Raw genomic sequence first — 26,134 nt, forward strand, 5'->3', positions numbered from 1 at the left:
CCTCGCTTGTAAGGCGAGTGCTCTCCCACTGAGCTACGCGCCCTCGGTGGGTCCGTGAGTGGTCATCGTACCGTCAGGGCCTCGATGGCCGCGTCCCAGGCTGCTCGGTCGCGGGTCACGCCCGGGCCGGCCTCCTCGGCGAAGCGGATGACGCCGCCGCGGTCGATGAGGAAGGTGCCGCGGTTGGCGAAGCCCGCCGTGTCGTTGAAGACCTGGTAACGACGGGCCACCTCGCCGTGCGGCCAGAAATCGGCCAGCAACGGGAAGTCGAAGCCCTCCTGAAGCGACCAGACCTTGTGGCTGTAGACGGAATCGACGCTCACCGCCAGCAGCTGAAGATCGCCGGTGGCGTAACGGTCGATGTTGTCCCGGATGCCGGTCAGCTCGCCCTTGCAGGTCCCCGTGAAGGTCAGGGGGTAGAAGACCAGCAGGATCGCCTTGCGGTCGGCGAAGTCGCCCAGCCGTACCTCTTGGTTGTTCTGGTCCTTGAGGTTGAAGTCGGGCGCGACGGCCCCCACCGGCAACGGCATGAGCCCACCCTAACCGGACCGGCGCCAACGGACGCCGGCCGGCTCGGAGATCACAGCGAGCTACTTCTTCTTGGCACCCCTGGGGGAGACGAGCCGGGCACCCGTCCAGTCCTTGCCGGCGTTGACCGTCGAGGTCTGCTGCAGGCCCGCCGTCTGGGCGGACTCGCTGATCTCGCTCGGTTCGACGTGCCCGTCACGGCCGGCTTTCGGGGCCAGCAGCCAGACCACGCCGTTGTCGGCGAGGGGGCCAAGGGCATCGGTGAGCAGTTCGAAGAGGTCACCGTCACCGTCGCGGTACCACAACAGCACCGCGTCGACGACCTCGTCAGTGTCTTCGTCGACCAACTCGCCGACGCGTTCGGTCAGGGTGTCACGGAGGTCCTCGTCGACATCGTCGTCGTAGCCCATCTCCATGACCACCATGTTCGGCTCGAAGCCGAACCGGTCCGCCAGGCTGCGTACGCCGTCGGCCTGACCAGCGGTCGCGCTCACTGTCTAAGTCCTCCTAGCCAAGAATGAAATTGCCGGAAACCTTGGGGTAGTCCACACACTTGTGGGCTCATGCGCAAGTGGCGCACCGAGTGTGTGGCAATTTACCGTGCCAGCAGGGCATGGGCACCCTGTGTGATCGCATCCTCCCCCACCACCACGTGTTGTGCGGCCGGTCCGAGCGGAATCAGCGAGTCAGCCGACGCGATCCGCCGCGCGGAGCCGACAAAACCGCCGTCTACCAGGGCGGCGAGAATACCCTCCCCGACTCCGCCGGAGCGCCGGGTCTCGTCCACGATCAGCACCCGGCCGGTGGCGGAGGCCTCCCGGACCAGATCGGCGGCGGGTAGCGGGCTGAGCCAGCGGAGGTCCACCACGCGGGATCCGTACCCCTCCTCGGCCAGCCGGGCGGCCACCCGGAGCGACAACCGGACGCCGTTGCCGAACGTGACGATGGTCAGATCGGCGGCGTTGCCCACCGGATAGGTGCGGGCCCGGCCGATCGGAACGTGCTCGCTCGACCAGGAGACCGGCCCGGCGTAGGGCGACAGCCATTCGTTGTCGCCCTGCTCGTAGAGGTCGCGGGTGTGGTAGAGCGCGATCGGCTCGAGATAGACGCAGACGCTGCCGTCGGCGGCCGCCGACGCGAGGCAGGTGCGCAGCATCGGCGCTGCGTCGGCGGGCCGGGACGGCACGGCCAGCACCAGGCCGGGGATGTCGCGCAGGACGGCCACCGAGTTGTCGTTGTGGAAGTGCCCGCCGAACGTCTGCTGGTAGGCGAGGCCGGCGACGCGGACGACCATCGGGTTGCGGTAGGCGCCGGACGAGAAGAACGACATGGTGGCCGCCTCGCCGCGCAGCTGGTCCTCGGCGCTGTGCAGGTAGGCCAGGTATTGAATCTCGGGGATCGGCAGCAGGCCGTCCAGGCCGGTGCCCAGCGCGAGGCCGAGGATCGTGGTCTCGTCGAGCAGGGTGTCGAAGACCCGGTCGGTACCGAACCGCTCCTGCAGCTTCTTGGTGACGCCGTAGACGCCGCCCTTGCGGGCCACGTCCTCGCCGAACAGCAGGGCGCCGGGGTTGGCCAGCAGCGCGTCGGTGAGCGTCGCATTGATCGTCTGGGCGAGGGTGAGTGGCCCGCCCTGCTCCGGCAACTTGCCGTCGAAGGCCTGCATGCGGGTGGCGGCGCCGGGACCGATGGCCCGGGTGGCGACCTCGGTGATCTCGTGGGCGACGCGCAGCGGCCGGCGCGGGGCGAGCGGGCCGACGATCTCGCTGACCGAGGCCAGCTTGGGTTCGCCCAGCACCTCCTCGGCGACCTTGCGGACCTGCCAGCCGATCTCGTCGTAGCGGGCGATGACCTCCTCGGGGCCGAGCAGGCCGGCCGTGATCAGCTCCCTGGCGGTGGCGATGATCGGGTCCCGATCGAGATCGCGGTTGATCGCCTCGGTGGAGCGGTAGGCGACCTCGGCGTCGGCGCCGGCGTGCCCCATCAGCCGCACGGTGGACAGATGCAGCACGGCCGGGCGGCGCTCGCGGCGCACGAACCCGGCGGCCTCGGCCGCGGCGTCGTAGGTGGCGGCCAGGTCGCAGCCGTCCGCCGAGGTGTAACGCACGCCGGGGCGGGACGACAGCATCGCGGCGAGCCAGCCGTCCGGGCTGGGCACGCTGATGCCGAGCCCGTTGTCCTCGCAGACCAGCAGCAGCGGCAATCGGACGTCGGAGTGCTCGAACCAGCCGGCCGCGTTGAGCGCCGCGGTGGCGGCGGCGTGGTTGGCCGACGCGTCGCCGAAGGTGGCCAGCACGATCGCGTCGGCCGGCCAGCGCCGGTCGGCCCGGACCCGGGCCAGCGAGAAGGCGAGGCCGACCGCGCGCGGCAGGTGCGAGGCGACGGTCGAGGTGGTCGGGACGATGTTCAGGTCGGCGCTGCCGAAGACCTTGTGCCGGCCACCGGCGATCGGTTCGTGCGCGCTGGCCACGACGCCACGCAGCACGTCGCGGGCGGCGTCGGCGAGGCTCTTGGCGCGGGCGCAGAAGAAGGCGGCCGAGCGGTAGTGCAGCAGCGCCGGGTCGGTGGGCAGCAGGGCGGCGGCGACGGCGGCGTTGCCCTCGTGGCCGGACGATCCGATGGTGTAGAAGCCTTCGTTGAAGCTGCGCAACCATCGGGCGGCCAGGTCGAGATGGCGGCTGGCCAGTTGGGCGTCGAACAACTCGAGTGCGCGGGCCCCGGTCAGGGTCGAGCCGTCACGGACGGCGTCAGCCGGCGCGCGGCGCGCGCCGGGGGCGGGCAGCGCGGTCACCGCGTCGCGGAAACGCTCGTCGAGGTTCTGCGGGGTGGTCACGCGATTCAGCATTGCCGACCTGAGCCACAGCCGCCACGTCAGAAGTCAGCAATTTGCATTCACTCGGCTGCGAAGAGTGTTTTACTCGGCCGATGATCTTGAGAGCGGCGACGGTCGTGCTCTGGCTGGGTGCCACGGCGGCCCTGTTCCTGGTGCTCGATCTCTACACGTGACGGGCCGGAAGGGAGTTCCCCTTCCGGCCCGCCATCGGATGAGCGGCGTTACGACACCGTGAGCGGTGCCGTCAGATACCTGACCGCCGTGTTGGTGGCCGAGGTCTGGCCACCGGCCACGATCGCCCTGGTTCCGATCGCGACGCCCGCCGGAATCGTCACCTCCTGGGTGAAGGCACCCTTCGAGTCGGTGACGACGACGGCCGGCACCGTGACCCGCGGGCTGTAGATCGCCACCGCGATCGCGGTGTACGGGGCGAACCCGCTGCCGGAGATCGTCACCGCGCCGCCCGCCTTCACCGTCCCCGGCGCGACGGTCAGCACACCGGCGCTGGTCGGCAGGCTGGTACCAGGCACGGGTGCGACCGCGGTCAGCGCCGTGGCGTCGACCGGGCTGGAGGGCTTGGACACGAACCCGGCGGTGACCCCCCGAGCCACGACGGTCACCGAGTAACTGCCCGGCGTCAGACCGCTGATCGTGCAGCTCGTGCTGGTTGCCGAGCTACCGGAGCAGGTGGCGGGCGCGGTGCCGCCGTCGGCCGTGGCCGTGAAGCCGGCGACCGCGTCACCGCCGGTGGCGGTGCCCGGCTTCCACGACACCGTCAACCCCTTGGCGATCGAGGTGACCGTCACGCCGGTCGGAACCGGCGGTACGGCCTTCGGGGTGACCGTCCTGTCCGCGGTGGCGGGCTCGGAGTAGCCACTGGCGCCGCGGCCCACGCTGACCACGGTCACCGTGTAGGTGGTGCCGTTGGTGAGGCCGGTGATGGGGCACGTGGTGGTGGTGCCGTCCGGCGTGCTGCACGACTGCCGGGACGCACCGGTCGCGTCGACCGCGGTGGCGACGTACCGAGCGATCCCGTCACCCACCGTGACCGGCGCCGTCCACTTCACAACGGTGCCGGCGTCACCGATGGCCGCCGTGACGGCGGTCGGGCTGCCCGGCCGCCCGGCGGTGGGCCGCACCCGGCCCGACGGAGCGCTCGGCGTCGAGCTGATGCCCTCCTTGGTCACCGCCGTGACGGTGATCGTGTAGACCATCAGGTTGTCCAGCCCGTCGATGGCGCACTCGATGCCGGTCGTCTCGCAGTACTTACCGCCCGGTGTGGCCGTGGCGCGGTAGTGATCAACCCGCGAGCTGTCGGCCGACGGCGTCCACGAGGCGTCGACCTGACGATTGCCGGCCGCCGCCACGACCAACTCCGGGGCGGACGGAGCGCCCGGCACGATCGCCTTGGACGCCGGGCCGAACTCGGAGTCCTGGCCGTTCACGCCCAGAGCACGCACCCGGAAGGTGTACGTGGTTCCCGGGTCGAGACCCGGCACCGAGCACGAGGTCACCCCCGGACCCGGTGGCACCGCGCAGCCCCGGAAGCCCGGGGTGGACCGCACCTCGTAGCCGGTGATCGACCCACCGGTGCCCGGAGCGGTCCAGCTCACCGTCACCGTGCCGGTCTCGTCGGTCAGCGCCACGGCCGGGGCGGCCGGCGTCGCGGCCGGGCTCGGAACGACGACGGTCTCCGATGCGTCGCTCACGGTCGAGCGATTCGCCGTGCCGTTGGCGGTCACCGTGAAGGTGTACGCCGTACCCCCGTGCAGCCGGTCGAAGTCGCAGGTCAGCGCGTTCACCGTGGTGCACCGGGCCGGTGGGCTGACATCCGGCTGGGAGGTGACCGAGTAACTGATGATCTGGCCGCCGCCGGTCGGCTCGGTCCAGGTGACCCGCACCGCGTCCGGCCCGATCAGCGTGACCGTCGGGGCGGCCGGTTTGCCCGGCGCCGCCGTGGTGACGGTCGCACTCGGATCGCCCTCCACGTCACCGCCGGGACCCGTCGCGGTGACCCGGAAGGTGTACGTCTCGTCCGGCTTCAGTTCCCCGAAGTCGCAGGTCAGCGTCGTGAGATCGGTGCAGGTGCCGGACGTGATGGCGGTGTCCGGCTCCTTGTCGGTGTATGCCGCGACGGCGTACCGGCTGACCACGCCCGCCCCCACCGGAGCGGTCCAGGCCAACCGGACCTTGTCCGGTGCGAGAACCCGGACGACCGGTGCCGCCGGCTTACCGGGCGCCACCGCGGGCACCAGGATCGGCTGGGAGGCACCGCTGGAGGTGGAGCGGTCGGCCGTACCGTTGGCCAGCACCCGGAACGTGTAGGTGCGGCCCCGGCGCAGCCGGTCGAAGACACACGTCGTGGTCATGGCGTTGACGTTCGTGCACCGGGCCGGCGCACTCATGTCCGGCGTCGAGACCACGGAGTAGCCGAGGACCGGGCCGCCGACCTCCGGCGGGTCCCAGGAGACCCGGACCGCGCCCGGGCCGCTCAGCTCGACCGTCGGCGGCGCGGGCTCGCCCGGCCGCTCGGTGCTGACCGGCATGCTGCGGTCACCCTGCACGTCCCCGCCGGGTCCGCTCGTGGTGACCCGGAAGGTGTACAGCTCGGACATGCTCAGCCCGTCGAACTCACAGGTGACCGTGGGCACCTCGAGATCGGTGCAGGCGGCCGACGTGATCGGGGTGTCCGGCTGGCCCGCCGTGTAGGCGGTGACGGAGTAGCCGGTGACCGGGCCGCCGAGCACCGGCGGGGTCCAGAACAGCCGTACCGTCTCGTCCCCGGTGATGATCGTGACCGGCGCCCCGGGCGCGCCCGGCTTGTTGGCCACCACCTCGTTCGTCGGATCCGAGTCGGTGTCGCCGGCCTCGTTGCTCGCCCGGACCACGAAGGTGTAGCGGGCGGTCGTGGTGAGACCGGTGAAGGTGCAGGTCCGGGCGGCCGAAGCGGCCACTGGGCAGGTCGCCGGGTTCGGCGTCGCCCCGTCCGACGTGGCCGGCGTGACCACCCAGCCGGTGGTCAGGTTCGCGCCGGTCGGCGCGTTCCAGGTCACCGTGACCGAACCCGGCCCGTTCACCTCCACCTTGACGCCGGTGGGCTTGTCCGGCTCGTTGGGCATCAGGCCGGTGGTGGTGGCCTCGTCGTTGTCCCCGGCGTTGTTGCTGGCGGTCACCGTGAACAGGTACGACCTGGTCGCGGTGAGATCGGTGAAAACGCAGGTCGTCGGGTCGCCCGCGACCTGCTTGTCGCACCCGACGACGGCCGGCGTGCCGTCGGTCGGGGTGGCGGTGACGGTGTAGGTTGCCGTCTCACCGCCGCTGTTGGGCGCGTCCCAGGTGACCGTCACCTTCTTCGGCACGTTGCCGCGGGCCGCCGTCACGTTGCGGGGCGGGCCGGGCTCGTCCGGGATCAGGGCCGGGGTCGCGCTCGCCGCGGTGGAGTCCACGGCGTTCTCGGCGGCGACCGTGAAGGTGTACGGCGCGGTCGTCTTGAGCCCGGTGTAGGTGCAGGACAGCTGGGTCCCCGGCAGGTTGTCGCAGGTTGTCGGGATCGGCGCGGTGCCGTCGCTGGAGGCCGGCGTCACCGTGTAACCGGTGACCGCCACGCCGGTCGGCGCGGTCCAGGTCACGACCACCTTGCCCGGCACGTTGCCGAGGACCGCCGCGACGCCGCCGGGCGCACCCGGTTTGTCCGCGGTGATCGGGCCGACCGTGGCCGGGTCCGAGTCGCCGGCGTTGTTGCTCGCGATGACCGCGAACGTGTACGCCCTCGCCGGGTCCAGCGTGAACGCGCACGACGTCGTGCTCGACGAGACAGCGGTGCACGGCGTGGCCGAGTTGTTCAGGTCGTCCGTGGCGGTCGCCGTGTAACTGGCCACCTCCCCGCCGGCGGCCGGCGCGGCCCAGGTCAGGGTCGCCTCACCGACGGCGGTCACGGTGAGGTCCACCGAGGTCGGCGTGCCCGGCCGGTCCGGCAGCACCGCCGGGCTGGTCGGGGACGCGTCCGTGCCACCGAGGAAGTTCTCGGCCCGTACCGTGAAGGTGTAGTGCTTGGCGGCCGTGAGGCCGGTGATGGGGCAGGTCAGCGCGGCGACCTCGCAGGCGGCCGGCAGCGTGCCGCCGTCGGCCGAGTGGGCCGTCACGATGTAGCGCGTGGCCGTTCCCTGCGCCGGCAGGCTCCAGTTGACGTCCACCTCCCCCGGTGCGGTGCCCAGGACGACGACCGGCGTCTCGGCGGCACTCGGGATGTCCGGCACCGCGACGGTCGCCGTGGCGTCCGCGGAGTGTCCGGCCGCGTTGGCGGCGGTCACCGTGAAGGTGTACGACCCGGCCGCGTCCAGGCTGGTGAAGGGGCAGCTCAGCGTGTTGGCGGGAACCTCGTCGCAGGCAACCGTCGCCGGCGCGCCGTCGGCCGGGGTGGCCGTGGCCGTGTAGGTCTCCACCACGCCGCCGCCCGAGGCGGCCGGTGGCGTCCAGGTCACCGTGGCGGCGTCGACGCCGTCCCGGGTGACGACCGCGGTGGCCGGCGCGGCCGGCTTGTTCGGGGTGAACGCCGCGCTGGGATCCGAGGTCACCGATCCGAGGTCACCGATGGCGGTCACGGTGAACGTGTACGACGCCTCCGGGGTCAGGCCGGTGATCGTGCAGGACGGCACGTCCAGGTTGAATCCGCAGCCCGCGCTCTTCTCGCCGAGGAGGGCACCGCCGGTCGTCGAGCTGACCGTCACCGTGTAGTAGATGACCGGCCCGCCGGTGACCGGCTTGTCCCAGGTCAGTTCCACGGTGCCGGGGCTGTCGGCGACCAGCGCCGCCACCGGCGTGGCCGGCTTGGTCGGCAGCTGCGAGACGATCGAGTCGCTCGGGTCGGACGGGTCCGAGTTGACCGCGCCCTTCGCCACCACCCGGAAGGTGTAGGCGACGCCGTCGTCCAGGCCGGAGAAGTCGCAGTGGATCACGGTCGCGGCGGTCTCGCACGGGCTGGGCGGCGTGTTGTCCACGATCGAGGCGGGCGTGACCGTGTACCCGGTCACCGCGCCGCCCTCGGGCGCGGTCCAGTTCACCGTCACCTGGCCGGCCTCGGCCCCCAACTCCACGGTCGGCGCGTCCGGTTTGTTCGGCTTGCCCGGGATGATCGCGGCGGAGGTCGAGCTGAAGCCGGAGCTGCCACCGTAGGTGCCCTCACCGTTCGCCCGCACCGTGAACGTGTAGGACTGGGTCTCGTCGAGCCCGGTGACCTGGCACTCGGTGGCGTCGGCCGACGTCGTCGCGCAGGCGTTCGAGGGTGCGCCCCCGGTGCTCTTCTGCACGGTGTATCCGCTGATCGCGGCGTTGCCGGTCGGCTTGGTCCAGGACACCGTCACCGCTGAGTTGGATACCCGGGTGATCGTCGGCGCATCCGGGGTGACCGGCACGCCGACGTACTTCGGCGTGGACGCCGGACCCACCGCCGAGCTTCCGGTGGCCCCCGTCCCGATGGCGGTCAGCTTGAACGTGTACGACTGCCCCGGAGTCAGACCCGCGACGTCGCAGCTCGTCCCCGAGACCAGCCCCAGACAGGGGCCGGTCAGCCCACTGGTCGTGGAGGGGGTGACCCGGTAGGCGGTGACGATGCCGCCCGGGTCGTTCGGTACCCAGCTCACGCTCATCGTGGTCTGATCGTCTTTGGTGTAGGTGACGGTCGGCTGGAGCGGAGTCGCCGGCGGACCGGGTGTCACCGAGGCCGCGTTGACCGCGCTCGAGCAGTTGCTGCTGTCCGCGGTCGCGCAGGCGGCCACGCTGGCGACGTATGCGGTGTTCGCCGTGAGGTTGCTGATCGTGCAGCTGATCCCGCCGGTCTCGCAGGACTCGCCGCCGGCGACGGCGCGGTAGTGGTTGACACCGCCACCGGCCGGCGCGGTCCACGAGACGGTGATCGTCCGCCGGCCCGCCACGGCCGTGACGCCGGTGGGCGACCCGGGCGCCGCGGCGGCGGGACCGGGGTTCGTCAGCACCCCGCACACGGTCAGCAACCCGCACACGGCCGCCAGTGCCCATCTGGAGACTCTTCGCCGCTGTCGCGGCGCTACAACTTCCATTACTTCCACCCCCGCGGTTAGCCCCGACGACCTGCCGGCCCGGGTACGACGTATTCCTCCACAACGTAGTCATTTCGGGGGAAAATGATGCTTAAACCACCTAATGGGATGCACCCCGACCGGGCGGATGTGTTAAAGGGGCTGGCAGACTCGGATCATGCGCACCGAAGTGATCACCGTCCGGACCGGCGGCTCGCCGGTTGTCCGCGACATCACATCCGAGGCCGCCGCGTTCGTCCGGTCCGAAGGGGACGGCCTGCTGCACGTCTTCGTGCCGCACGCCACGGCGGGTCTCGCGATCATCGAGACCGGGGCCGGGTCCGACGACGATCTGCTGGCCGCGATCGACGAGCTGCTGCCCACCGAGGACAAGTGGCGGCACCGGCACGGTTCCCGCGGCCACGGCCGTGACCACGTACTTCCGGCCTGGATCCCGCCGTACGCCACACTGCCGGTGATCGGCGGGAAGATCGCGCTGGGCACCTGGCAGTCGATCTGCCTGGTGGACACCAACGGCGACAATCCGGTCCGCCAGGTTCGGCTGAGCTTTCTGGCCGGTTGAGAAGTTACTGGTCAGTACGTGTGTCCCGGATCGCGGACACCCCGGGTAGGCGTGACGATGCCCACCGCGAGGGGGCAGGATGGAGGCATCTCCGAGCGACCCACACAATGCGCCGCTCGGTTCCTACACCCGACCAAGAGGATTGCCTGTGGCCACGGAGCGCAAGCGCCCGGTAATCAGTGATGGCCTGCCGAGCCAGCTTCCGGACATCGACCCCGAAGAAACCAATGAGTGGGTCGAGTCCCTCGACGGAGTCATCGACGAACGCGGCGCCAAGAGAGCCCGTTACGTTATGTTGCGCCTGCTCGAGCGGGCCCGGGAGCGACAGGTCGGCGTGCCCCCGCTGACCTCCACCGATTACATCAACACGATCCCGCCGGAGCAGGAACCCTGGTTCCCCGGCGACGAGTTCGTGGAGCGCCGCATCCGGGCCTACATCCGGTGGAACGCGGCCATGCTCGTGCACCGTGCGCAGCGACCCGAGATCGGGGTCGGTGGTCACATCTCGACGTACGCGTCGAGCGCCAGCCTCTACGAGGTCGGCATGAACCACTTCTTCCGGGGCAAGGACCACCCGGGCGGCGGCGACCACATCTTCTTCCAGGGCCACGCCTCCCCCGGCATGTACGCGCGCGCGTACATGGAAGGCCGGCTCAGCGAGAACGACCTGGACGGTTTCCGCCAGGAGCTGTCGCACTCCGGTGGCGGCCTTCCGTCCTACCCGCACCCCCGGCTCATGCCGAACTTCTGGGAGTTCCCGACGGTCAGCATGGGCCTCGGCCCGCTGAACGCGATCTACCAGGCGCGGTACAACCGCTACCTGCACAACCGCGGCATCAAGGACACCAGCCAGCAGCACGTCTGGGCGTTCCTGGGCGACGGCGAGATGGACGAGGTGGAGTCGCTCGGCGCGATCGGCCTGGCCGCCCGCGAGGAGCTCGACAACCTCACCTTCGTGATCAACTGCAACCTGCAGCGTCTCGACGGCCCGGTCCGCGGTAACGGCAAGGTCATCCAGGAGCTGGAGTCGTTCTTCCGCGGCGCCGGCTGGAACGTGATCAAGGTCGTCTGGGGCCGCGAGTGGGACCCGCTGCTCGCCGCGGACACCGACGGCGCGCTGGTCAACCTGATGAACGTGACGCCCGACGGTGACTACCAGACGTACAAGGGCGAGTCCGGGGCGTACGTGCGGGAGAACTTCTTCGGCCGTGACCCGCGCACCCGCAAGCTGGTCGAGGGCATGACCGACGACGAGGTCTGGAACCTCAAGCGCGGCGGTCACGACTACAAGAAGCTGTACGCGGCATACAAGGCGGCCACCGAGCACACCGGCCAGCCGACCGTGATCCTCGCCAAGACGATCAAGGGCTGGACGCTGGGCTCGCACTTCGAGGCCCGTAACGCCACCCACCAGATGAAGAAGCTGACCCTGGACGACCTCAAGGGCTTCCGGGACCGCCTCTACCTGGAGATCAGCGACAAGCAGCTCGAGGAGAACCCGTACCTCCCGCCGTACTTCCACCCCGGTGAGAAGTCCGACGAGATGCAGTACATGCTCGAGCGCCGCCGCGAGCTGGGCGGCCCCATCCCGTCCCGGCGCACCAAGCACAAGTCGCTGGCGATCCCCGACTCGAAGGCGTTCGGCGACGTCAAGCGGGGCAGCGGCAAGCAGAAGGTCGCGACCACGATGGCCTTCGTCCGGTTGCTGAAAGACCTGATGAAGGACAAGGAGTTCGGCCCGCGCTGGGTGCCGATCATCCCGGACGAGGCGCGTACGTTCGGTCTGGACTCGCTCTTCCCGACGAAGAAGATCTACTCCCCGCACGGCCAGACCTACACGTCGGTCGACCGGGAGCTCTTCCTGTCGTACAAGGAGGCGACCAACGGCCAGATCCTGCACGAGGGGATCAACGAGGCCGGGTCGACGGCGAGCTTCATCGCGGCCGGCACGTCCTACGCCACGCACGACGAGCCGATGATCCCGCTGTACATCTTCTACTCGATGTTCGGCTTCCAGCGCACGGCCGACGAGCTGTGGGCCGCCGCCGACCAGATGACCCGGGGCTTCCTGCTCGGCGCCACGGCCGGCCGCACCACGCTGAACGGCGAGGGCCTGCAGCACGAGGACGGCCACTCGCTGCTCATCGCGGCCACCAACCCGGCCGTGGTGGCGTACGACCCGGCGTTCGCGTTCGAGATCGCGCACATCGTCGAGAACGGCCTGCACCGGATGTACGGCGAGCAGCAGGAGAACGTCTTCTACTACCTCACCATCTACAACGAGCCGATCCTCCAGCCCGCCGAGCCCGCGGGGGTCGACGTGGAGGGCCTGCTCAAGGGCATCTACAAATACAAGGCGGCCCCGGAGACCACCGGCCCGAAGGCGCAGATCCTGGCCTCCGGCACCGGCATGCAGTGGGCGCTCAAGGCCCAGGAACTGCTGGCCCAGGACTGGGGCGTGGCCGCCGACGTCTGGTCGGTGACCTCGTGGACCGAGCTGCGGCGCGACGCCGTGACGGTCGAGGAGCACAACCTGCTCAACCCCGGTGACCAGCCGCGGAAGCCGTACATCCAGCAGAAGCTGGAGGGCACCGAGGGCCCGGCCGTCGCGGTCAGCGACTTCATGCGGGCGGTGCCCGACCTGATCTCGCGCTGGGTGCCGAACGACTACACGTCGCTGGGCACCGACGGCTTCGGCATGAGCGACACCCGGCACGCGCTGCGGCGGCACTTCCACGTGGACGCCGAGTCGGTGGCCGTGGCCACTCTGCGCCAGCTGGCGCTGCGCGGCAAGGTGCCGGTGCACGTGCCGGCCGAGGCGGCCAAGAAGTACGCGATCGACGACGTCAACGCGGCGCCGGTCGGCGAGACCGGCGGCGACAGCTAGCGAATCCTCCGACAAAAGGCCCTACCCGTACGGGTAGGGCCTTTTGTGCTCAGAACGCGCATCCGCGTGCCGATGGGTACGAGGTGCGCCTCCAGATAAGCCACCGCCTCCTCGCCCTCGGGCTGGGCGGGGTCCTGAGTACCGCCGTCGTCCTGGTGGGCGTCGGCGCCTGGCAGAGCAGCCGGTCGGCCGACAGCACCGAGACCGAGGTGGTCCGGCAGAACACCGAGAACCTGGACCGGACCACCGGCGAGATCACCACGCTGGTGAGTTCGGTCGCCGAGGAGGTCCAGGACGGGGTGGCCGCCGACATGAAGGCCGCCGACGTGCTGCTCGCCCAGCGCGGCGGGGCCCGGCTCTCCGGCCGCACCACGACCTGGACCGCGACCAACCAGACCACCCAGGCCAAGAAGACCGTCACGCTGCCCCGGCTGACCATCGGCGGCAGGTGGCTCGGCCAGAACACCGACACCGGCACCACCACCCCGTTCGTCGACGACGTGGTGGATCAGCTGGGCGGCGCGGTGACCGTCTTCCAGCGCATGGACGACGCCGGTGACCTGCTGCGGGTCGGCACCACGGTGAAGGCGACCACCGGGAAACGCGCGATCGGTACGTACATCCCGGCGACCGCGGCGGACGGTACGGCGAACGCGGTGGCCACCGCGATCAAGGCCGGCAAGTCGTAGCGGGGCGTGGCCCAGGTGGTCGGCACCTGGTACATCACCGCGTACGACCCGATGAAGGACGGCTCCGGCAAAGTGATCGGAGCGCTGTTCACCGGTGTGCCGCAGGCCGACGCGCTGACCAACCTGACCGATGCGATCGCCGCCGAGAAGGTCGGCGACAACGGCTGGACCTCGGTCTACAGCACGTCCGCCAGCGACGCCGGCCGGGTCATCGCCTCCAGCCTGTCCGACCAGGTCGGCCAGACCGTGCTCGACGCGACCGACGCGAAGGGCACGAAGTACGTCGAGGAGATCGTGGCGAAGGCGCCCACCCTGGGCGACGACGAGACCTGGCGTACGACCTACCAGCTGCCCGGCTCGTCGAACGGAAAGAACGGCTCGACCACCACGACGGTGGCGTACTACTCGCCGTACAACTGGGCCATCGTGGTCGCCGGGTACGACCAGGACTCGGCCGGTGCGGTGAACGCGGTCAACGACGGCCGGCGCGACATGCTGGTCTCGTTCATCCTCGCCGCGCTGCTGCTGGCGGTGGCCGGCGGCCTGATCGCGGGCTTCCTGGCCCGGCGGATCGCGAGCCGGTTGCGGCTGCTCACCGACGCGCTGTCCCGGCTCGCGCACCGCGATCTGACCGTCTCGGTGCACGTCGGCGGCACCGACGAGATCGCGGTGGCCGGCGAGGAACTGAACACGGCCGTGGCCGAGCTGCGCAACGTGATGACCGGGGTGACGAGCGCGTCGCACCAGGTCTCGGCGGCCGCCCAGGAGGTGGCGGCGAACGGCGGTGACCTGTCCACCTCGGCGGAGGCCGCCTCGGCCCGGGCCGGGACGGTGAACCTGGCCGCGGAGGGCGTGTCGAGCGTCGTGCAGACGGTGGCCGCGGGCGCCGAGGAGATGGGCGCCTCGATCTCGGAGATCTCGCACAACGCGCAGGAGGCGGCGCAGGCCGGACGGGACGGCGTGGCGCTGAGCACGGCGGCCGGCGGGGTCATCAACGAGCTGCGCGACTCCACCACCGCGATCGCCGACGTGGTGCGGCTGATCGCCGGTATCGCCGAGCAGACCAACCTGCTCGCGCTGAACGCCACCATCGAGGCAGCCCGGGCCGGCGAGACCGGCAAGGGCTTCGCGGTGGTCGCCGGCGAGGTCAAGGAACTGGCCCAGGAGACCGCGCGGGCCACCGAGGACGTGACCGCGCGGGTCGCCGCGATCGAGGGCGACACCACCCGGGCGGTCTCCGCGATCGAGGCCATCACGGCCCGGATCGCGCAGGTCAACGACTATCAGACGGCCATCGCGGCGGCGGTCGAACAGCAGGCGGCCACGACCGCCGAGATGGCCCGCAACATCGCCGAGGTGGCGTCGGGCAGCCGGGACATCGCCGAGGGCATCGGGGTGGTCAGCGGCGCCGTGGACGGCACCCGTCAGTCGGTGACCGTCTCGCACCGGGCGGCGGACGAACTGAACGCCACCGCCCGCCGCCTGACCGGTCTGGTGGACCGATTCACTGTCTGAGCCGGACGACGTACGCCGCAAGCTTGTCGAATTGCTGGTTGGTGCCGAGCAGCATGTAACTCTGGATCATCTCGTTGAGGTAGCCGGCGTAGTGGTTGGTCATCTCGGTCCGGCCGTCGCCGAGGTCGGTGAAGGTGATCGTCGATCTCCCGCCGCCGATGCCGCGCTGGCCGTCCCACTCGAATTCGAGCACCGACGGTTCGTCGACCTTGGTGAACCGCATGTCCGACGGGTACTCGGTGCCGTCGTCGTCGGAGACCATGGTCAGCCGGAAGACGCCGCCCGGGCGTACGTCCATCTCGACCGTCGAGCGCGGGGTGTGCATGCCCGCCGGTCCCCACCACCGGGCGATCTGGTTGGGGTCGGTCCAGGCGCGCCAGACCAGCTCACGCGGCGCTTCGAAGACGCGCACGATGTCCAGTTCGCGGAACGTCATCTCTTCGTCGGTCACTGCTCGGATCCCTTCAAGATCGTGCGGAGGTGGGCGTCCAGCTTGTCGAAGCTCGACTCCCAGAACTGGCGATAGCGGTTCGTCCACTCGTTCGCCTCGCGCAGCGGCTCGGCCTCGAGACGGCAGGGCCGCCACTGTTTTTCCCGGCCGCGGGAGATGAGGCCGGCCCGTTCGAGCACCTTGAGGTGCTTGGAGATGGCCGGCAGGGTCACCGCGAACGGCTCGGCGAGCTCGTTGACGGTCGCCGGACCGTCGGCCAGGCGGGCCAGGATCGCCCGCCGGGTCGGATCGGCCAGCGCGCCGAAGACGATGCTGAGTTGGTCAGTGGCCACGTCAGGCCGGCACGTAGGTGACCACCTCGACGCCGGTCGCCGTCTTCCACGAGTCGGCCAGCGTGAGGGCGATCTTGGTGCCGTCGTCCCAGAGCTTGCGGCCCTCGCCCTGCACCACCGGGAAGATCATGATCCGGTACTCGTCGATCAGGTTGTGCCTGGTCAGGTAGTTCACCAGGCTGGCGCTGCCGTTGATCAGCAGGTTGCCGGGCTCGGTGCGCAGCTTGGCCACGGCGTCGGCGACCTCGCCGGCGATGAAGCTCGCGTTCCACTCGGGGGTGGTCAGCGTGGTGGTGGCGACGTGCTTGGGCATCGAGTTCATCTTCGCGCCGAAGTCGCCGGTCGCCTCCTCCATCTGCGGCCAGGCGGCCTTGAAGCCCTCGTAGGTCTTGCGGCCCAGCAGCAGCGCGTCAGCCTCCCGCAGGTTGCCGGCCTGCCAGCCGCTCAGCTCCTCGTTGAAATAGCGCCCGCTCCAGGCCGGCTCCTCGAAGACGCCGTCCAGCGTCGTGTACTCCACCGCTACGATCTTGCCCATTTTACCCTCCGGTTAATTAGCTAGTCGGTAAACTACCACGCAAGAGCCTCTCGTCAAGTTGTCTGACATTCCGTAAGCTCATCGCTACGGAGAGGAGGCTCGATGGCAGTCACCCCCAAGACTCAGGGACCGTCAGCGCTGGCCGAGCCCGTCATCCACGTCCGGCGCTCCTGGATCGGGCTGCTCTTCGCCGCCAATCTGGGCCTCTGGATGGCCTATTACACGCCGCTGCAGGTGCTGCTGCCCGAGCAGATCGAAGACCTCGGGATCGCGCACAAGGAGCTCTGGCTGGGCATCGTCACCGGCATCGGCGCGATCGTCGCCGTCGTCGTCAACCCGCTGGCCGGCGCCCTCTCCGACCGCACCCGGCTGCACTTCCTCGGCCGGGCCTGGGGCCGGCGGCACATCTGGACGGCCGGCGGCGCGCTGCTGCTCTCCCTCTGCCTGCTGGTGCTCGCGGTCGCACCCAACCTGTTCTGGATCACCGTGGGCTGGGCCCTCGCCAACATCGGCATCAACGTCATGCTGGCCACCCTGACCTCCGCGGTCCCCGACCGGGTGCCGGTCGCCCAGCGTGGCCTGGTCTCCGGCTGGATCGGCATGCCGGTCGCCCTCGGCCTGGTGGTCGGCGCCATCCTGGTCACCACCGTGGTCACCACCCCGCCGCCGGGCTATCTGATCATCGCGATCGGCCTGTTGCTCCTGGTCGCGCCGTTCGTGCTGCGCACTCCGGACGACCCGCTCGGCGACACGGTCGTGCCCCGCTTCACCTGGCGGGCGTTCCGCGTCGACATGCGCGGCAACCCCGACTTCGCCTGGGCCTGGGTCACCCGGTTCCTGGTCATGCTCGGCAACGCGCTCGGCACGCTCTATCTGCTCTATTTCCTGTCCGACGCGGTAAAGCTGGCGGACGCCGAGACCGGCCTGCTCTACATGATCCTGCTCTACACGGTCGGCATGGTCGGCACGGCGATGCTCGGCGGCTGGCTCTCCGACCGGGCCGGCAAGCGCAAGGTCTTCGTGGTCTGGTCCGGCGTGATCATCGCGGTCGCCGCGATCCTGCTGGCCATCTGGCCGACCTGGCCGGTCGCCATGGTGGCGGCGGTGCTGTTCGGCGCGGGCTTCGGTGTCTACCTGGCGGTGGACACCGCGGTCGTCACCCAGGTGCTGCCGGCCGCCGCCGACCGGGCCAAGGACATCGGCGTCATCAACATCGCCCCGTCGGTCTCCCAGGCGCTCGGCCCGGTCCTGGCCGCCCCGGTGGTGGCCTTCCTGGGCGGTTATCCCACGCTGTTCGTACTCACCGCCGTCACCAGCCTGGCCGGCGCCCTGGCCGTCCTGAAAATCAAATCCGTGGCCTAGGTACTCTGAGTGGGTGACTGTTCGCGTACGTTTCGCCCCGTCCCCGACCGGCATGTTCCACGTCGGCGGCGCCCGCTCGGCGCTGCAGAACTGGATCTACGCCCAGCAGCACGAGGGTGTCTTCGTGCTCCGGATCGAGGACACCGACGCCGCCCGGAACCGTCCGGAGTGGACCGAAGGCATCATCGCCGCGCTCGACTGGATCGGCATCGAGCGGGGGGCGTACGAGGGTCCCTACTACCAGTCGTCCTACGCCGCCGACCACACCGCCGCCGCGACCCGCCTCTACGGCGAGGGCAAGGCCTACTACTGCGGCTGCAAGCGGGAGGACGTCATCGCCCGCACCGGCAACCAGCACTCCGGTTACGACGGCTTCTGCCGTGACAAGGACCTCGGCCCCGGTGACGGCCGCGCGCTGCGCTTCCGCACCCCCGACGAGGGCGAGACCGTGGTGGTCGACCTCGTGCGCGGCAAGCCCACGTTCGAGAACAAGCTGATCGAGGACTTCGTCATCGCCCGCGGCGACGGCTCCCCGCTGTTCCTGCTGGCCAACGTCGTGGACGACATGACCATGGGGATCACCCACGTGTTCCGGGCCGAGGAGCACCTGCCCAACACCCCCAAGCAGCAGATGCTGTGGGAGGCGCTGGGCCACACCCCGCCGATCTGGGGCCACGTTCCGGTCATCGTCAACGAGAAGCGGCAGAAACTGTCGAAGCGCCGCGACAAGGTCGCCCTGGAGTCGTACCGCGACGAGGGCTACCTGGCCGCCGCGATGCGCAACTACCTGATGCTGCTCGGCTGGGCGCCGTCCGGCGACCGGGAGATCGTGCCCTGGTCGGTGATCGAAGAGGAATACCGGATCGACGAGGTCAACCACGCCCCGGCGTTCTTCGACGTCAAGAAGCTGCGCGCGTTCAACGGCGACTACATCCGCGCGCTGGCGCCCGACGAGTTCGCCGCGTGCTGCGCGCCGTGGCTGCAGGGCACCGACACGATCCCGGCCCCGCCGTGGGCGCCGGCCGCCTTCGACCTGCAGGTCTTCACGGCGGTGGCGCCGCTCGCGCAGACCCGCATCGCGGTGCTGTCGGAAATCGTGGAGTACGTCGACTTCCTCTTCCTCGACGAGCCGGTCCGCGACGAGGCCTCCTGGGCCAAGGCGATGAAGGGCGGGGCCGCCGAGATCCTGGAAGCGACCGCGGCCGCATTCGAGGCGCTCGAGGACTGGTCGGCCGAGCCGCTGAAGGCCGCGCTCGAGCAGGTCGGCCTGGCCCGCGAGCTCAAGCTGGGCAAGACCCAGGCGCCGGTCCGGGTGGCGGTCACCGGGCGCTCGGTGGGCCTCCCGCTCTTCGAGTCGATCGAGGTACTGGGCCGCGAGCGCACCCTGCGTCGCTTGCGCGCCGCACGGGCCGCACTCTAGGAGAATTTCGGGTACGCGGACCGCGTACCCGAAATTTTTGTCTTTATCGCATTTGCCGCCCAGCCGGCCATCGCTTCCCGTCGTTCCGGTAACGAATACCGCTGCGGGGGTGACCTGAGGCCCCTTGGCTTGCAAAGACTGGGTACTATTCGGCCGCTGATCAACGGCCGTTGTCGTCTCTTCGGTCATCCCCAGATGGCTCCAATTCGTCCGGCTCGAGATGCGCCCGGGCGTCTGTCCGGGGAGGCTTAGTGGGGCTTCGGCCGCGCCGCGATCCACCGTCGCGCCGTGACCAGCCACGCGCGAAGCCATGTCCACCACGGGGCGGGGAGGCCGGACCATGGTTCGAGGGGCACTGAGTCACGGGGTGATGGCCCGGGTGATCTCTGGCGTCGGGGCGATTGCCGTCGCCGCATTGGTCACGTTGGGAGTCGCGCCGGCCGCGCAGGCCGCGCCCAAGCCGGCCGCGAAACCGACCAGCGTCCAGATCGTCGGGAAAGACATCGACGGCACGCTCATCGTCGACCCGACCGACGGCGCCCGGCTCTTCGACACCCTGCTGGCCGAGGTCACCTGGATGGCCACGGCCACGCCGCAGACCACCGCGCCCGCGGCCGACAAGCTGGGCCCCAAATACTCGCTGACCGTCATGATCAAGACGGCTCCGCAGATGGTCTACGACCTGTACCCGCTCGCGGCCGGCGGCCCGCGCGCCCACCGCCCGGCCAAGCAGCCGGTGATCGGCAAGACGGTGACCGACGGCTGGTTCTACGGCCGGCTCACCATGTCCGAGACGCTGCGGGTCAGCGGTGTTCCCCTCGAGGCCAAGCCGGACGTGGTCGCCGGCGGCATCGGTGGCGGCATCGGCCAGGACATCGACTCCAACGAGCTAGACCCGGTCACCGGGGTGAACAACTTCCTCGGCGAGATGCGCCGGGTGCTGCTGGTCAACGGCGCGGTCCTGGCGGTCATCGCGTTCGGCCTGGCCGGCATCGCCTTCCTGATCCGCCGCAAGGTCTAGCGCCGCTGCCCTAGGGCAGCGGCACCGGCACCCGGAAGGCCGGGCACGCCGCCGAGGACGGGCCGGAGCACTGCTCGTCCGGGCCGAAGGCGTCGAACAACTTCTGGTCGGTGGCGATCTTCTCGATCTGCGCGCCGGTCAGTCCCGGCTTGCCCTTCGACGCGTTGTCGGTGCCGCGCTCGCCGGTGGCCATCACCGCGAGGGTGCGCCCGTCGGTGATCCGGCGGGCGATGGTCTGGTGCACCTGCCAGTCCCGGTCCTGGTCGGCGTCGTAGCGGACGTACTCCACCCCGGCCGGCGCCCACTCGGTGCGGGCGCATTTGCCGGGGGCGGTCGGCACCGGGAAGCAGATGTCCTCGGCGACGTGGTAGACGGCGATCTCGACGGTGCCGCGCGGCTTGCCGTCCAGGTCGGCGATCGAGTACTGCCGCCAGCCGTTGCCGCGCTCCGGCGGGCGCGGAAAAATGCGCAGCTTCTTCCCGTCCACCACCGGTGCGAGCACCGCCAGCACCGGGTCGGCGACGCTGGACGGCACCGGGACCGCGCTGGTGGTGACCGTGGCCCGCGGCTGCGGCAGGGTCTCGGTGGCCGGCATCAGCGTCGTGGTGAGCAGGTAACCGGCGGCCGCGATCACCGCCACCACGGCGGCACCGGCGCCGAGCAGCACCCGGGTGCGCCGGCGGCGGATCCGGTCGGCGTCCCGGAAGACCGCGTCGACCTCGTCGCCGAGGTCCGGCTCGCCCTCCAGCACGTGCTCGAGGAGCCGGGTCAGCGGCCTGCTTCGCTCGTTCATGCGGACAGCGCCGCCTCGGACTCGAGCAGCAGCTTCTGCAGGGCGGCCAGGCCGGCCCGTTCGTAGGCGGCGACCCGCTCGTCGTCGAGGTCGAGCATCGCGCCGACCGCGTCCACGTCGAAGCCGTCCCAGTGCCGCAGCACCAGCACGGCACGGCAGCGGGGCGCGAGCTTGTGCAGGGCGTCGAGCAGCAGGATGGACTCGGCCGCGACACCCTCGGCGCCGGCCGCGGCCACGAAGACGTGCTCGCGGCGCCGGTTCCGGCGGCGGCAGGCTTCCATCAGGTCGGCGTACGCGTACACGTCGGGGTCGGCGACCGCGCCGCGGCGGGTGTCCGCCACCACCCGGGCCAGGCAGGCGCGGGTCAGCTCGGTGGCGAGCTCCCAGTCGCCGCACATCAGGAACGCCGATCGGCGCAGGTGCGGCAGGCGGCTGGCCACGAAGTCGCGCAAACCGTCGTCGTCACCGGACATAGCACCTTTATAGGAGAAAGTCGCTTTCGTCGTGACGAAACACCGATCATGCCGCCCGAACGGTGACCTCCACCAGCCGTACGAGATCGGCCAGGTTTGCCTCGAACTCCGCCGGCGGGCCCGGCGGCAGACCGCCGGTCACCTCGCCGGTCGCATAGCCCAGCAGGAAGGCGCAGATCATCCGGGCCAGCCCGGGCACCCGGGCGGCGTCCACCCCGGCGTCGTGCAGGATACCGCGCAGCGCGGCGGTGAGCCAGGACGCCGACGCGCCCGCCGCCGAGCGGTTGAGCAGCAGCGGGAACGCACCCGGGTGAGCGAAGGCGAGCTGCCGGACGGCCCGGCCGAGCGCGCGCAGCCGGGTCCGCCAGTCCGGATCTCCCGCACCGGCCACCGACGAGCCCAGCTCCTGGTGCAGCAGGTCGACCAGGCCGTCGAGAAGCGCGTCCTTGCCACCCACGTACGGATAGAGCGCCATCGAGGTGAGCCCGACCCGCTCGGCCACCGCCCGCATCGACATGGCAGCCAGCCCGCGCTCGTCGACCAGCGCCAGCGCCTGGTCCAGGATCAGCCGCCTCTTGTCGTCCACACCTCACCGTGTCGGGCCGGCACGGCTCGGTGGCCGTGCCGCGCCCGGCACTCACCCGAGCGGGTGAGCGATCAGCACCAGCGGCTCGGCGGGCGTCCGCGACCCGCGGCCCGGCGGCGCGGGCGGACCGCGCCGTGCAGATGGCCTCCGGCCCAGCCGTGCAACTCGGTACGGCAACCAACCCGGCTCGGCCCTGGCTCGACCTCGACGACCGGTGTAACCATCGGCTGTACGTCTTCGAGCGCGGGATCGATGTCGGCGTGCAGCGGCCCGTCTTCCCGTTCCGTCATCTCGCCTCCCCCATCCTTCACGCGGTGTCCCATCGGCTGCCCCGGGCGCGGTATTACCTTCCGGCCGGGGGAACCGGGCAATGCTAGTGCGACAGACTGCCAGGTCACCGACCGAAATCGCGGGAGGGGCGCACTGCTATCCCGACAAAGAACCCAAATCGTCACAAAAGTCGTACGCATTGCGCCTAATTGCCCCGTGACCTGCGCTCTTGCAACTTGCAGCAGGAAACCGGGGCAGAAGCGGCGCCGTGCGGCCGCGTGGCAGTCTGTGTGGCGTGGCAGACACGGCGAAACCTCCGCTCGCCGCCACCCTGCGCCGCATCGAGCGCAGTGCGGGCGCCCTCGCCAGCTCGGCGGTCGCCCGGATGGACGAGACGCTCCCCTGGTTCCGCGCCCTCCCGGCCGACCAGCGCTCCTGGGTCATGCTCGTCGCCCAGGCCGGCGTCCGGTCGCTGGTCGAGTGGCTGCGCTCCGGCGGCGCGGTGGCCAACAGCCAGGAGATCTCCGACGAGGTGTTCGCGGCCGCACCCCGCGCGCTGGCCCGCTCGATCACGCTGACCCAGGCGGTCCAGCTGATCAAGGCGACCATCGACGTGGCCGAGTCCGAGGTCGGTGAGCTGGCCGCGGCCGGTGAGGAGAAGGCCCTGCTCGAGGCCATCCTCAAGTTCTCCCGGGAGATCGCCTTCTCGGCCGCCCGGGTCTACGCGCGGGCCGCCGAGTCGCGTGGGGCCTGGGACGCCCGGCTGCAGGCCATGCTGGTCGACGCCCTGCTGCGCGGCGACTCCTCCGACGTGCTGGCCAGCCGGGCCGCCGCGCTTGGCTGGGCCGACGCCCCACCGGTCGCGGTCGTGGTGGGCCGCTCCCCCGGCGGCGAGATCACCTCGGTGCTGCACGCCGTCTACCGGGCCGCCCGCCGGGCCCGGCTCGAGGTGATCGGCGGCGTGCACGGCGACCGGCTGGTCGTGGTGATGGGCGGGGTGACCGATCTGACGGCGAGCGCGACGGCGCTGGCACCCAGCTTCGGCGACGGCCCGATCGTGTTCGGGCCCGCGGTGCCGTCGCTCGACCAGGCCACCGAGTCGGCCCGCGCCGCGCTGTCCGGTTTCCGGGCCGCACCCGCCTGGCCGGGCGCACCGAACCCGGTCGCGGCCGACGACCTGCTCCCCGAGCGCGCCCTGGCCGGCGACTCGGCGGCCCGCCGCACACTGCGGCACGATGTCTACGGAGCGTTGTCCCGGGCCGGCAGCGGCCTGCTCGAGACGCTGGACGCCTTCTTCGCCTCCGGCGGGGTGCTGGAAAGTGCGGCCCGCGAGTTGTACGTGCACCCCAACACCGTCCGCTACCGGCTCAAGCGGGTGGCCGAGGTGACCGGCCTGTCGCCGTTCGACGGCCGGGACGCCTTCGCCCTGCGATTGGCCATGACCTTCGGCCGGCTCGACCCTGCGACCTAAATCACCGCTCAGTTTTCCCGCCCGAGCACTAACAAATGCGGCGTAAGTGGGACCCGTTTGTAGGAAACCTACAACGATGGTCGTAGGGTTTCGTTGCCGCCGTCAACCGCGGATGGCCCCCGCATCCGGAAGAGTCAGCACCGTGCTCGCCGTACTTTCGCCCGGCCAGGGCTCCCAGAAGCCCGGCTTCCTGACTCCTTGGCTCGCGCTCCCTGGCGCCGAGGCCCGCCTGCGTGAGTGGTCCGCGCTCGCCGACGTCGACCTGCTGCACCTCGGCACCGAGGCCGGTGCCGACGAGATCAAGGACACCGCCCGGACCCAGCCGCTGCTGGTGGCCGCGGCGCTGCTCGCCGGGGAACACCTGCCACTGCCCGACGTCGACCTGGTCGCTGGGCACAGCGTCGGTGAGCTCGGTGCGGCCGCCCTGGCCGGCGTCCTGCCGGCCGACACCGCGATCACCCTGGCCGGCGTGCGCGGCCGGGAGATGGCCGCCGCCTGCGCTCTGGTGCCGACCGGCATGAGCGCGGTCCTCGGCGGCGACCCCGCCGAGGTGCTGGCCGCCGTCGAAAGCCACGGCCTCTACCCCGCCAACCGCAACGGCGCCGGCCAGGTCGTCGCGGCCGGCAGCCTGGACGGGCTCGCCAAGCTGGCCGCCGAGCCGCCGGCCAAGGCCCGCATCATCGCCCTGCAGGTGGCCGGTGCCTTCCACACGCCGTACATGGCGCCCGCCGAGACCGCGCTGGGCACGGTCGCCGCCGGGGTCACCGTGCACGACCCGGTCCGCGTCCTGCTGTCCAACCTCGACGGCACGTCGGTCACCGACGGCCGCGACATGGTCGGCCGCCTCGTCCGCCAGGTCACCGCGCCGGTCCGCTGGGACCTGTGCATGCGCACGCTCAAGGACCTCGGCGTCACCGGCGTCATCGAGCTGCCGCCGGCCGGCACCCTGGCCGGCCTGGTCAAGCGCGAGCTCAAGGGCGACGGAGCCCCGGAGATCGTCACCCTCAACACCCCGGACGACCTGCCGGCCGCCCGGGACCTGATCGCCCGGCACGGCGGGCAGCAGATCGAAGGAGCAGCACGATGACCGCCGCGGGTTCCCGCATCGTCGCGATGGGCCACTACCAGCCCTCGCGCGTCGTCACGAACGACGACCTGGCCAGCACCATCGACACCAACGACGCGTGGATCAAGGACCGGGTCGGCATCGCCGAGCGGCGCATCGCCGGGGCCGAGTCGGTCGCCGACATGGCCACCTACGCGGCCGAGAAGGCCCTGGCCAACTCCGGCCTGTCCGCCGCCGACATCGATATGGTCGTGGTCGCCACCTGCACCTCGATCGACCGCTGCCCGAACGTCGCGACCCGGGTCGCGGCCAAGCTCGGCATCGCCGCCCCGGCCGCGTTCGACCTGAACACCGCCTGCTCCGGCTTCTCCTACGCGGTCGGCACGGCCGACCACGCGATCCGGGCCGGCGCCGCGCGCAACGCCATAGTGATCGGTGCCGAGAAGCTCTCCGACGTCACCGACTGGACCGACCGCAGCACCGCCGTGCTCTTCGGCGACGCCGCCGGCGCGGCCGTGATCACCGCGGTGGCCGACGGTGAGGAGCCGGGGATCGGCCCGGTGCTGTGGGGCTCGGCGCCGGACAAGGGCGACGTCCTGAAGATCGAGGGCTGGCAGCCGTACATCCACCAGGAGGGCCAGATCGTCTTCCGGTGGGCGACCACCGCGCTCGCCCCGTTCGCCCGCCAGGCCTGCGAGAAGGCCGGCGTCGACGTCTCCGAGCTGGCCGCCTTCGTCCCGCACCAGGCCAACGCCCGGATCATCGACGGCATCGTGAAGCGGCTCGGCCTCGGGCCGGACGTGGTCGTCCCGAAGGACCTGGCGGTCTCCGGCAACACCTCCGCGGCAAGCATCCCGCTGGCCCTGTCCAAGCTGGTCGAGCGCCGGGAGGTGCCCTCGGGCGCCCCGGTGCTGCTGTTCGGCTTCGGCGGCGGCCTCACCTACGCCGGCCAGGTCGTCCGCTGCCCGTGACGGGCGGCACGACCGGTCGGAGCACCTCCCCAACAGTTGAGAGGAAATTCCCAAAATGGCAACTCGCGAAGAGATCACCTCTGGCCTCGCCGAGATCCTCGAGGAGGTCGCCGGGGTGAACCCGGACGACGTCGCCGAGGAGAAGTCCTTCACCGACGACCTGGACGTCGACTCGCTGTCGATGGTCGAGGTCGTGGTGGCCGCCGAGGAGAAGTTCGGCGTCAAGATCCCCGACAACGAGGTGCAGAACCTGAAGACCGTCGGCGACGCCGTCTCCTACATCGAGGCGAACCACTGA

At 70.8% G+C, this 26,134-nt stretch carries 21 protein-coding genes and 1 pseudogene; 11 read left to right on the forward strand and 11 right to left on the reverse strand.

Going from position 1 to position 26,134, the window contains the following annotated elements; all coding sequences use genetic code 11:
• Positions 1-62 precede the first annotated feature (62 nt).
• The 4 genes from Ato02nite_RS21375 to Ato02nite_RS21390 form a co-directional block, all read right to left on the reverse strand.
• Positions 63-530 carry a peroxiredoxin gene (locus Ato02nite_RS21375; protein WP_213008373.1) on the reverse strand — a complete coding sequence of 156 codons (468 nt, stop codon included), beginning with the start codon at positions 528-530 and terminating at the stop codon, positions 63-65.
• A 60-nt stretch (positions 531-590) separates the two neighbouring features.
• Positions 591-1,022: a DUF3052 domain-containing protein gene (locus Ato02nite_RS21380; RefSeq protein WP_213008374.1), complete on the reverse strand. Its 432-nt coding sequence runs from the start codon at positions 1,020-1,022 to the stop codon at positions 591-593.
• A gap of 101 nt (positions 1,023-1,123) precedes the next feature.
• The gene (locus Ato02nite_RS21385) at positions 1,124-3,370 is read right to left on the reverse strand and encodes a thiamine pyrophosphate-dependent enzyme (RefSeq protein WP_213008375.1); all 2,247 of its coding nucleotides are present in this window, start codon (positions 3,368-3,370) and stop codon (positions 1,124-1,126) included.
• Between the two features lie 209 nt (positions 3,371-3,579).
• Positions 3,580-9,348 (reverse strand): fibronectin type III domain-containing protein, encoded by a 5,769-nt coding sequence (locus tag Ato02nite_RS21390; protein ID WP_213008376.1) that lies wholly within the window; start codon positions 9,346-9,348, stop codon positions 3,580-3,582.
• Between the two features lie 241 nt (positions 9,349-9,589).
• Between Ato02nite_RS21390 and Ato02nite_RS21395 the strand changes: the two genes are divergently transcribed.
• The 4 genes and pseudogenes from Ato02nite_RS21395 (at position 9,590) to Ato02nite_RS51760 (ending at position 15,085) form a co-directional block, all read left to right on the forward strand.
• Entirely contained in the window at positions 9,590-9,994 is a 405-nt protein-coding gene (locus Ato02nite_RS21395; RefSeq protein ID WP_213008377.1) for a YjbQ family protein, read from the forward strand.
• Positions 9,995-10,142: 148 nt separating this feature from the next.
• Positions 10,143-12,881: a pyruvate dehydrogenase (acetyl-transferring), homodimeric type gene (aceE, locus tag Ato02nite_RS21400; protein ID WP_213008378.1), complete on the forward strand. Its 2,739-nt coding sequence runs from the start codon at positions 10,143-10,145 to the stop codon at positions 12,879-12,881.
• A 155-nt stretch (positions 12,882-13,036) separates the two neighbouring features.
• Positions 13,037-14,269 (forward strand): annotated as a pseudogene (locus tag Ato02nite_RS51755) (Cache 3/Cache 2 fusion domain-containing protein); the annotation flags it as partial.
• Between the two features lie 18 nt (positions 14,270-14,287).
• Complete coding sequence (locus Ato02nite_RS51760; RefSeq protein ID WP_369076923.1) at positions 14,288-15,085, forward strand: methyl-accepting chemotaxis protein; 798 nt, start codon at positions 14,288-14,290, stop codon at positions 15,083-15,085.
• On the opposite strand, the gene Ato02nite_RS21410 is transcribed toward Ato02nite_RS51760, so the two are convergent.
• The 3 genes from Ato02nite_RS21410 to Ato02nite_RS21420 are packed head-to-tail and all read right to left on the reverse strand — an operon-like array spanning position 15,075 to position 16,403.
• Positions 15,075-15,536 carry an SRPBCC domain-containing protein gene (locus Ato02nite_RS21410; protein ID WP_213008379.1) on the reverse strand — a complete coding sequence of 154 codons (462 nt, stop codon included), beginning with the start codon at positions 15,534-15,536 and terminating at the stop codon, positions 15,075-15,077. The two genes, Ato02nite_RS51760 and Ato02nite_RS21410, sit on opposite strands and share 11 nt — an antisense overlap.
• Positions 15,533-15,868, reverse strand: coding sequence for an ArsR/SmtB family transcription factor (locus Ato02nite_RS21415; RefSeq protein WP_213008380.1), 336 nt, complete (start codon positions 15,866-15,868; stop codon positions 15,533-15,535). The genes Ato02nite_RS21410 and Ato02nite_RS21415 overlap by 4 nt, the downstream gene beginning before the upstream one ends.
• 1 nt (position 15,869) lies before the next feature.
• Positions 15,870-16,403 carry a dihydrofolate reductase family protein gene (locus Ato02nite_RS21420; RefSeq protein ID WP_213008381.1) on the reverse strand — a complete coding sequence of 178 codons (534 nt, stop codon included), beginning with the start codon at positions 16,401-16,403 and terminating at the stop codon, positions 15,870-15,872.
• 102 nt (positions 16,404-16,505) lie between these two features.
• Between Ato02nite_RS21420 and Ato02nite_RS21425 the strand changes: the two genes are divergently transcribed.
• The 3 genes from Ato02nite_RS21425 (at position 16,506) to Ato02nite_RS21435 (ending at position 20,206) form a co-directional block, all read left to right on the forward strand.
• Positions 16,506-17,765, forward strand: a complete 1,260-nt coding sequence (locus Ato02nite_RS21425; protein ID WP_213008382.1) for an MFS transporter — start codon at positions 16,506-16,508, stop codon at positions 17,763-17,765.
• A 13-nt stretch (positions 17,766-17,778) separates the two neighbouring features.
• On the forward strand, positions 17,779-19,185 hold the full coding sequence (gene gltX / locus Ato02nite_RS21430; protein ID WP_213008383.1) for a glutamate--tRNA ligase: 1,407 nt from the start codon (positions 17,779-17,781) through the stop codon (positions 19,183-19,185).
• A gap of 415 nt (positions 19,186-19,600) precedes the next feature.
• Positions 19,601-20,206 (forward strand): hypothetical protein, encoded by a 606-nt coding sequence (locus Ato02nite_RS21435; protein WP_246607284.1) that lies wholly within the window; start codon positions 19,601-19,603, stop codon positions 20,204-20,206.
• Between the two features lie 10 nt (positions 20,207-20,216).
• Here the strand turns inward: Ato02nite_RS21435 and Ato02nite_RS21440 are convergent, their stop codons facing one another.
• The 4 genes from Ato02nite_RS21440 to Ato02nite_RS21455 form a co-directional block, all read right to left on the reverse strand.
• Positions 20,217-20,999 (reverse strand): hypothetical protein, encoded by a 783-nt coding sequence (locus Ato02nite_RS21440; RefSeq protein ID WP_213008384.1) that lies wholly within the window; start codon positions 20,997-20,999, stop codon positions 20,217-20,219.
• Positions 20,996-21,472: a sigma factor-like helix-turn-helix DNA-binding protein gene (locus Ato02nite_RS21445; RefSeq protein ID WP_213008385.1), complete on the reverse strand. Its 477-nt coding sequence runs from the start codon at positions 21,470-21,472 to the stop codon at positions 20,996-20,998. The genes Ato02nite_RS21440 and Ato02nite_RS21445 overlap by 4 nt, the downstream gene beginning before the upstream one ends.
• 46 nt (positions 21,473-21,518) lie before the next feature.
• Positions 21,519-22,058: a TetR/AcrR family transcriptional regulator gene (locus tag Ato02nite_RS21450; RefSeq protein ID WP_213008386.1), complete on the reverse strand. Its 540-nt coding sequence runs from the start codon at positions 22,056-22,058 to the stop codon at positions 21,519-21,521.
• A gap of 71 nt (positions 22,059-22,129) precedes the next feature.
• The gene (locus Ato02nite_RS21455) at positions 22,130-22,348 is read right to left on the reverse strand and encodes a hypothetical protein (RefSeq protein WP_213008387.1); all 219 of its coding nucleotides are present in this window, start codon (positions 22,346-22,348) and stop codon (positions 22,130-22,132) included.
• Between the two features lie 275 nt (positions 22,349-22,623).
• On the opposite strand from Ato02nite_RS21455, the gene Ato02nite_RS21460 reads away from it, so the two are divergent.
• The 4 genes from Ato02nite_RS21460 to Ato02nite_RS21475 all read left to right on the forward strand — a co-directional run bounded on the left by Ato02nite_RS21460 (position 22,624) and on the right by Ato02nite_RS21475 (position 26,134).
• Positions 22,624-23,799: a PucR family transcriptional regulator gene (locus Ato02nite_RS21460; RefSeq protein WP_213008388.1), complete on the forward strand. Its 1,176-nt coding sequence runs from the start codon at positions 22,624-22,626 to the stop codon at positions 23,797-23,799.
• 142 nt (positions 23,800-23,941) lie between these two features.
• On the forward strand, positions 23,942-24,886 hold the full coding sequence (locus Ato02nite_RS21465; RefSeq protein WP_213008389.1) for an ACP S-malonyltransferase: 945 nt from the start codon (positions 23,942-23,944) through the stop codon (positions 24,884-24,886).
• Entirely contained in the window at positions 24,883-25,836 is a 954-nt protein-coding gene (locus Ato02nite_RS21470; RefSeq protein WP_213008390.1) for a beta-ketoacyl-ACP synthase III, read from the forward strand. Before Ato02nite_RS21465 ends, Ato02nite_RS21470 begins: the two co-directional genes overlap by 4 nt.
• 55 nt (positions 25,837-25,891) lie before the next feature.
• Positions 25,892-26,134 carry an acyl carrier protein gene (locus tag Ato02nite_RS21475; protein ID WP_020516670.1) on the forward strand — a complete coding sequence of 81 codons (243 nt, stop codon included), beginning with the start codon at positions 25,892-25,894 and terminating at the stop codon, positions 26,132-26,134.

Origin of the sequence: Paractinoplanes toevensis (genome assembly GCF_018332695.1) — a bacterium.
Classification (GTDB): Bacteria; Actinomycetota; Actinomycetes; order Mycobacteriales; family Micromonosporaceae; genus Actinoplanes; species Actinoplanes toevensis.

What these genes read in the sequence shown, in the direction of transcription:
- Ato02nite_RS21470 (WP_213008390.1), top strand. Translation starts at nt 24,883, where the DNA reads ATGACCGCCGCGGGTTCCCGCATCGTCGCGATGGGCCACTACCAGCCC.
- Ato02nite_RS51760 (WP_369076923.1), top strand. Translation starts at nt 14,288, where the DNA reads ATGACCGGGGTGACGAGCGCGTCGCACCAGGTCTCGGCGGCCGCCCAG.
- Ato02nite_RS21375 (WP_213008373.1), bottom strand. Translation starts at nt 530, where the DNA reads ATGCCGTTGCCGGTGGGGGCCGTCGCGCCCGACTTCAACCTCAAGGAC.
- Ato02nite_RS21385 (WP_213008375.1), bottom strand. Translation starts at nt 3,370, where the DNA reads ATGCTGAATCGCGTGACCACCCCGCAGAACCTCGACGAGCGTTTCCGC.
- Ato02nite_RS21445 (WP_213008385.1), bottom strand. Translation starts at nt 21,472, where the DNA reads ATGTCCGGTGACGACGACGGTTTGCGCGACTTCGTGGCCAGCCGCCTG.
- Ato02nite_RS21395 (WP_213008377.1), top strand. Translation starts at nt 9,590, where the DNA reads ATGCGCACCGAAGTGATCACCGTCCGGACCGGCGGCTCGCCGGTTGTC.
- Ato02nite_RS21455 (WP_213008387.1), bottom strand. Translation starts at nt 22,348, where the DNA reads ATGACGGAACGGGAAGACGGGCCGCTGCACGCCGACATCGATCCCGCG.
- Ato02nite_RS21425 (WP_213008382.1), top strand. Translation starts at nt 16,506, where the DNA reads ATGGCAGTCACCCCCAAGACTCAGGGACCGTCAGCGCTGGCCGAGCCC.
- Ato02nite_RS21475 (WP_020516670.1), top strand. Translation starts at nt 25,892, where the DNA reads ATGGCAACTCGCGAAGAGATCACCTCTGGCCTCGCCGAGATCCTCGAG.
- Ato02nite_RS21420 (WP_213008381.1), bottom strand. Translation starts at nt 16,403, where the DNA reads ATGGGCAAGATCGTAGCGGTGGAGTACACGACGCTGGACGGCGTCTTC.
- Ato02nite_RS21440 (WP_213008384.1), bottom strand. Translation starts at nt 20,999, where the DNA reads ATGAACGAGCGAAGCAGGCCGCTGACCCGGCTCCTCGAGCACGTGCTG.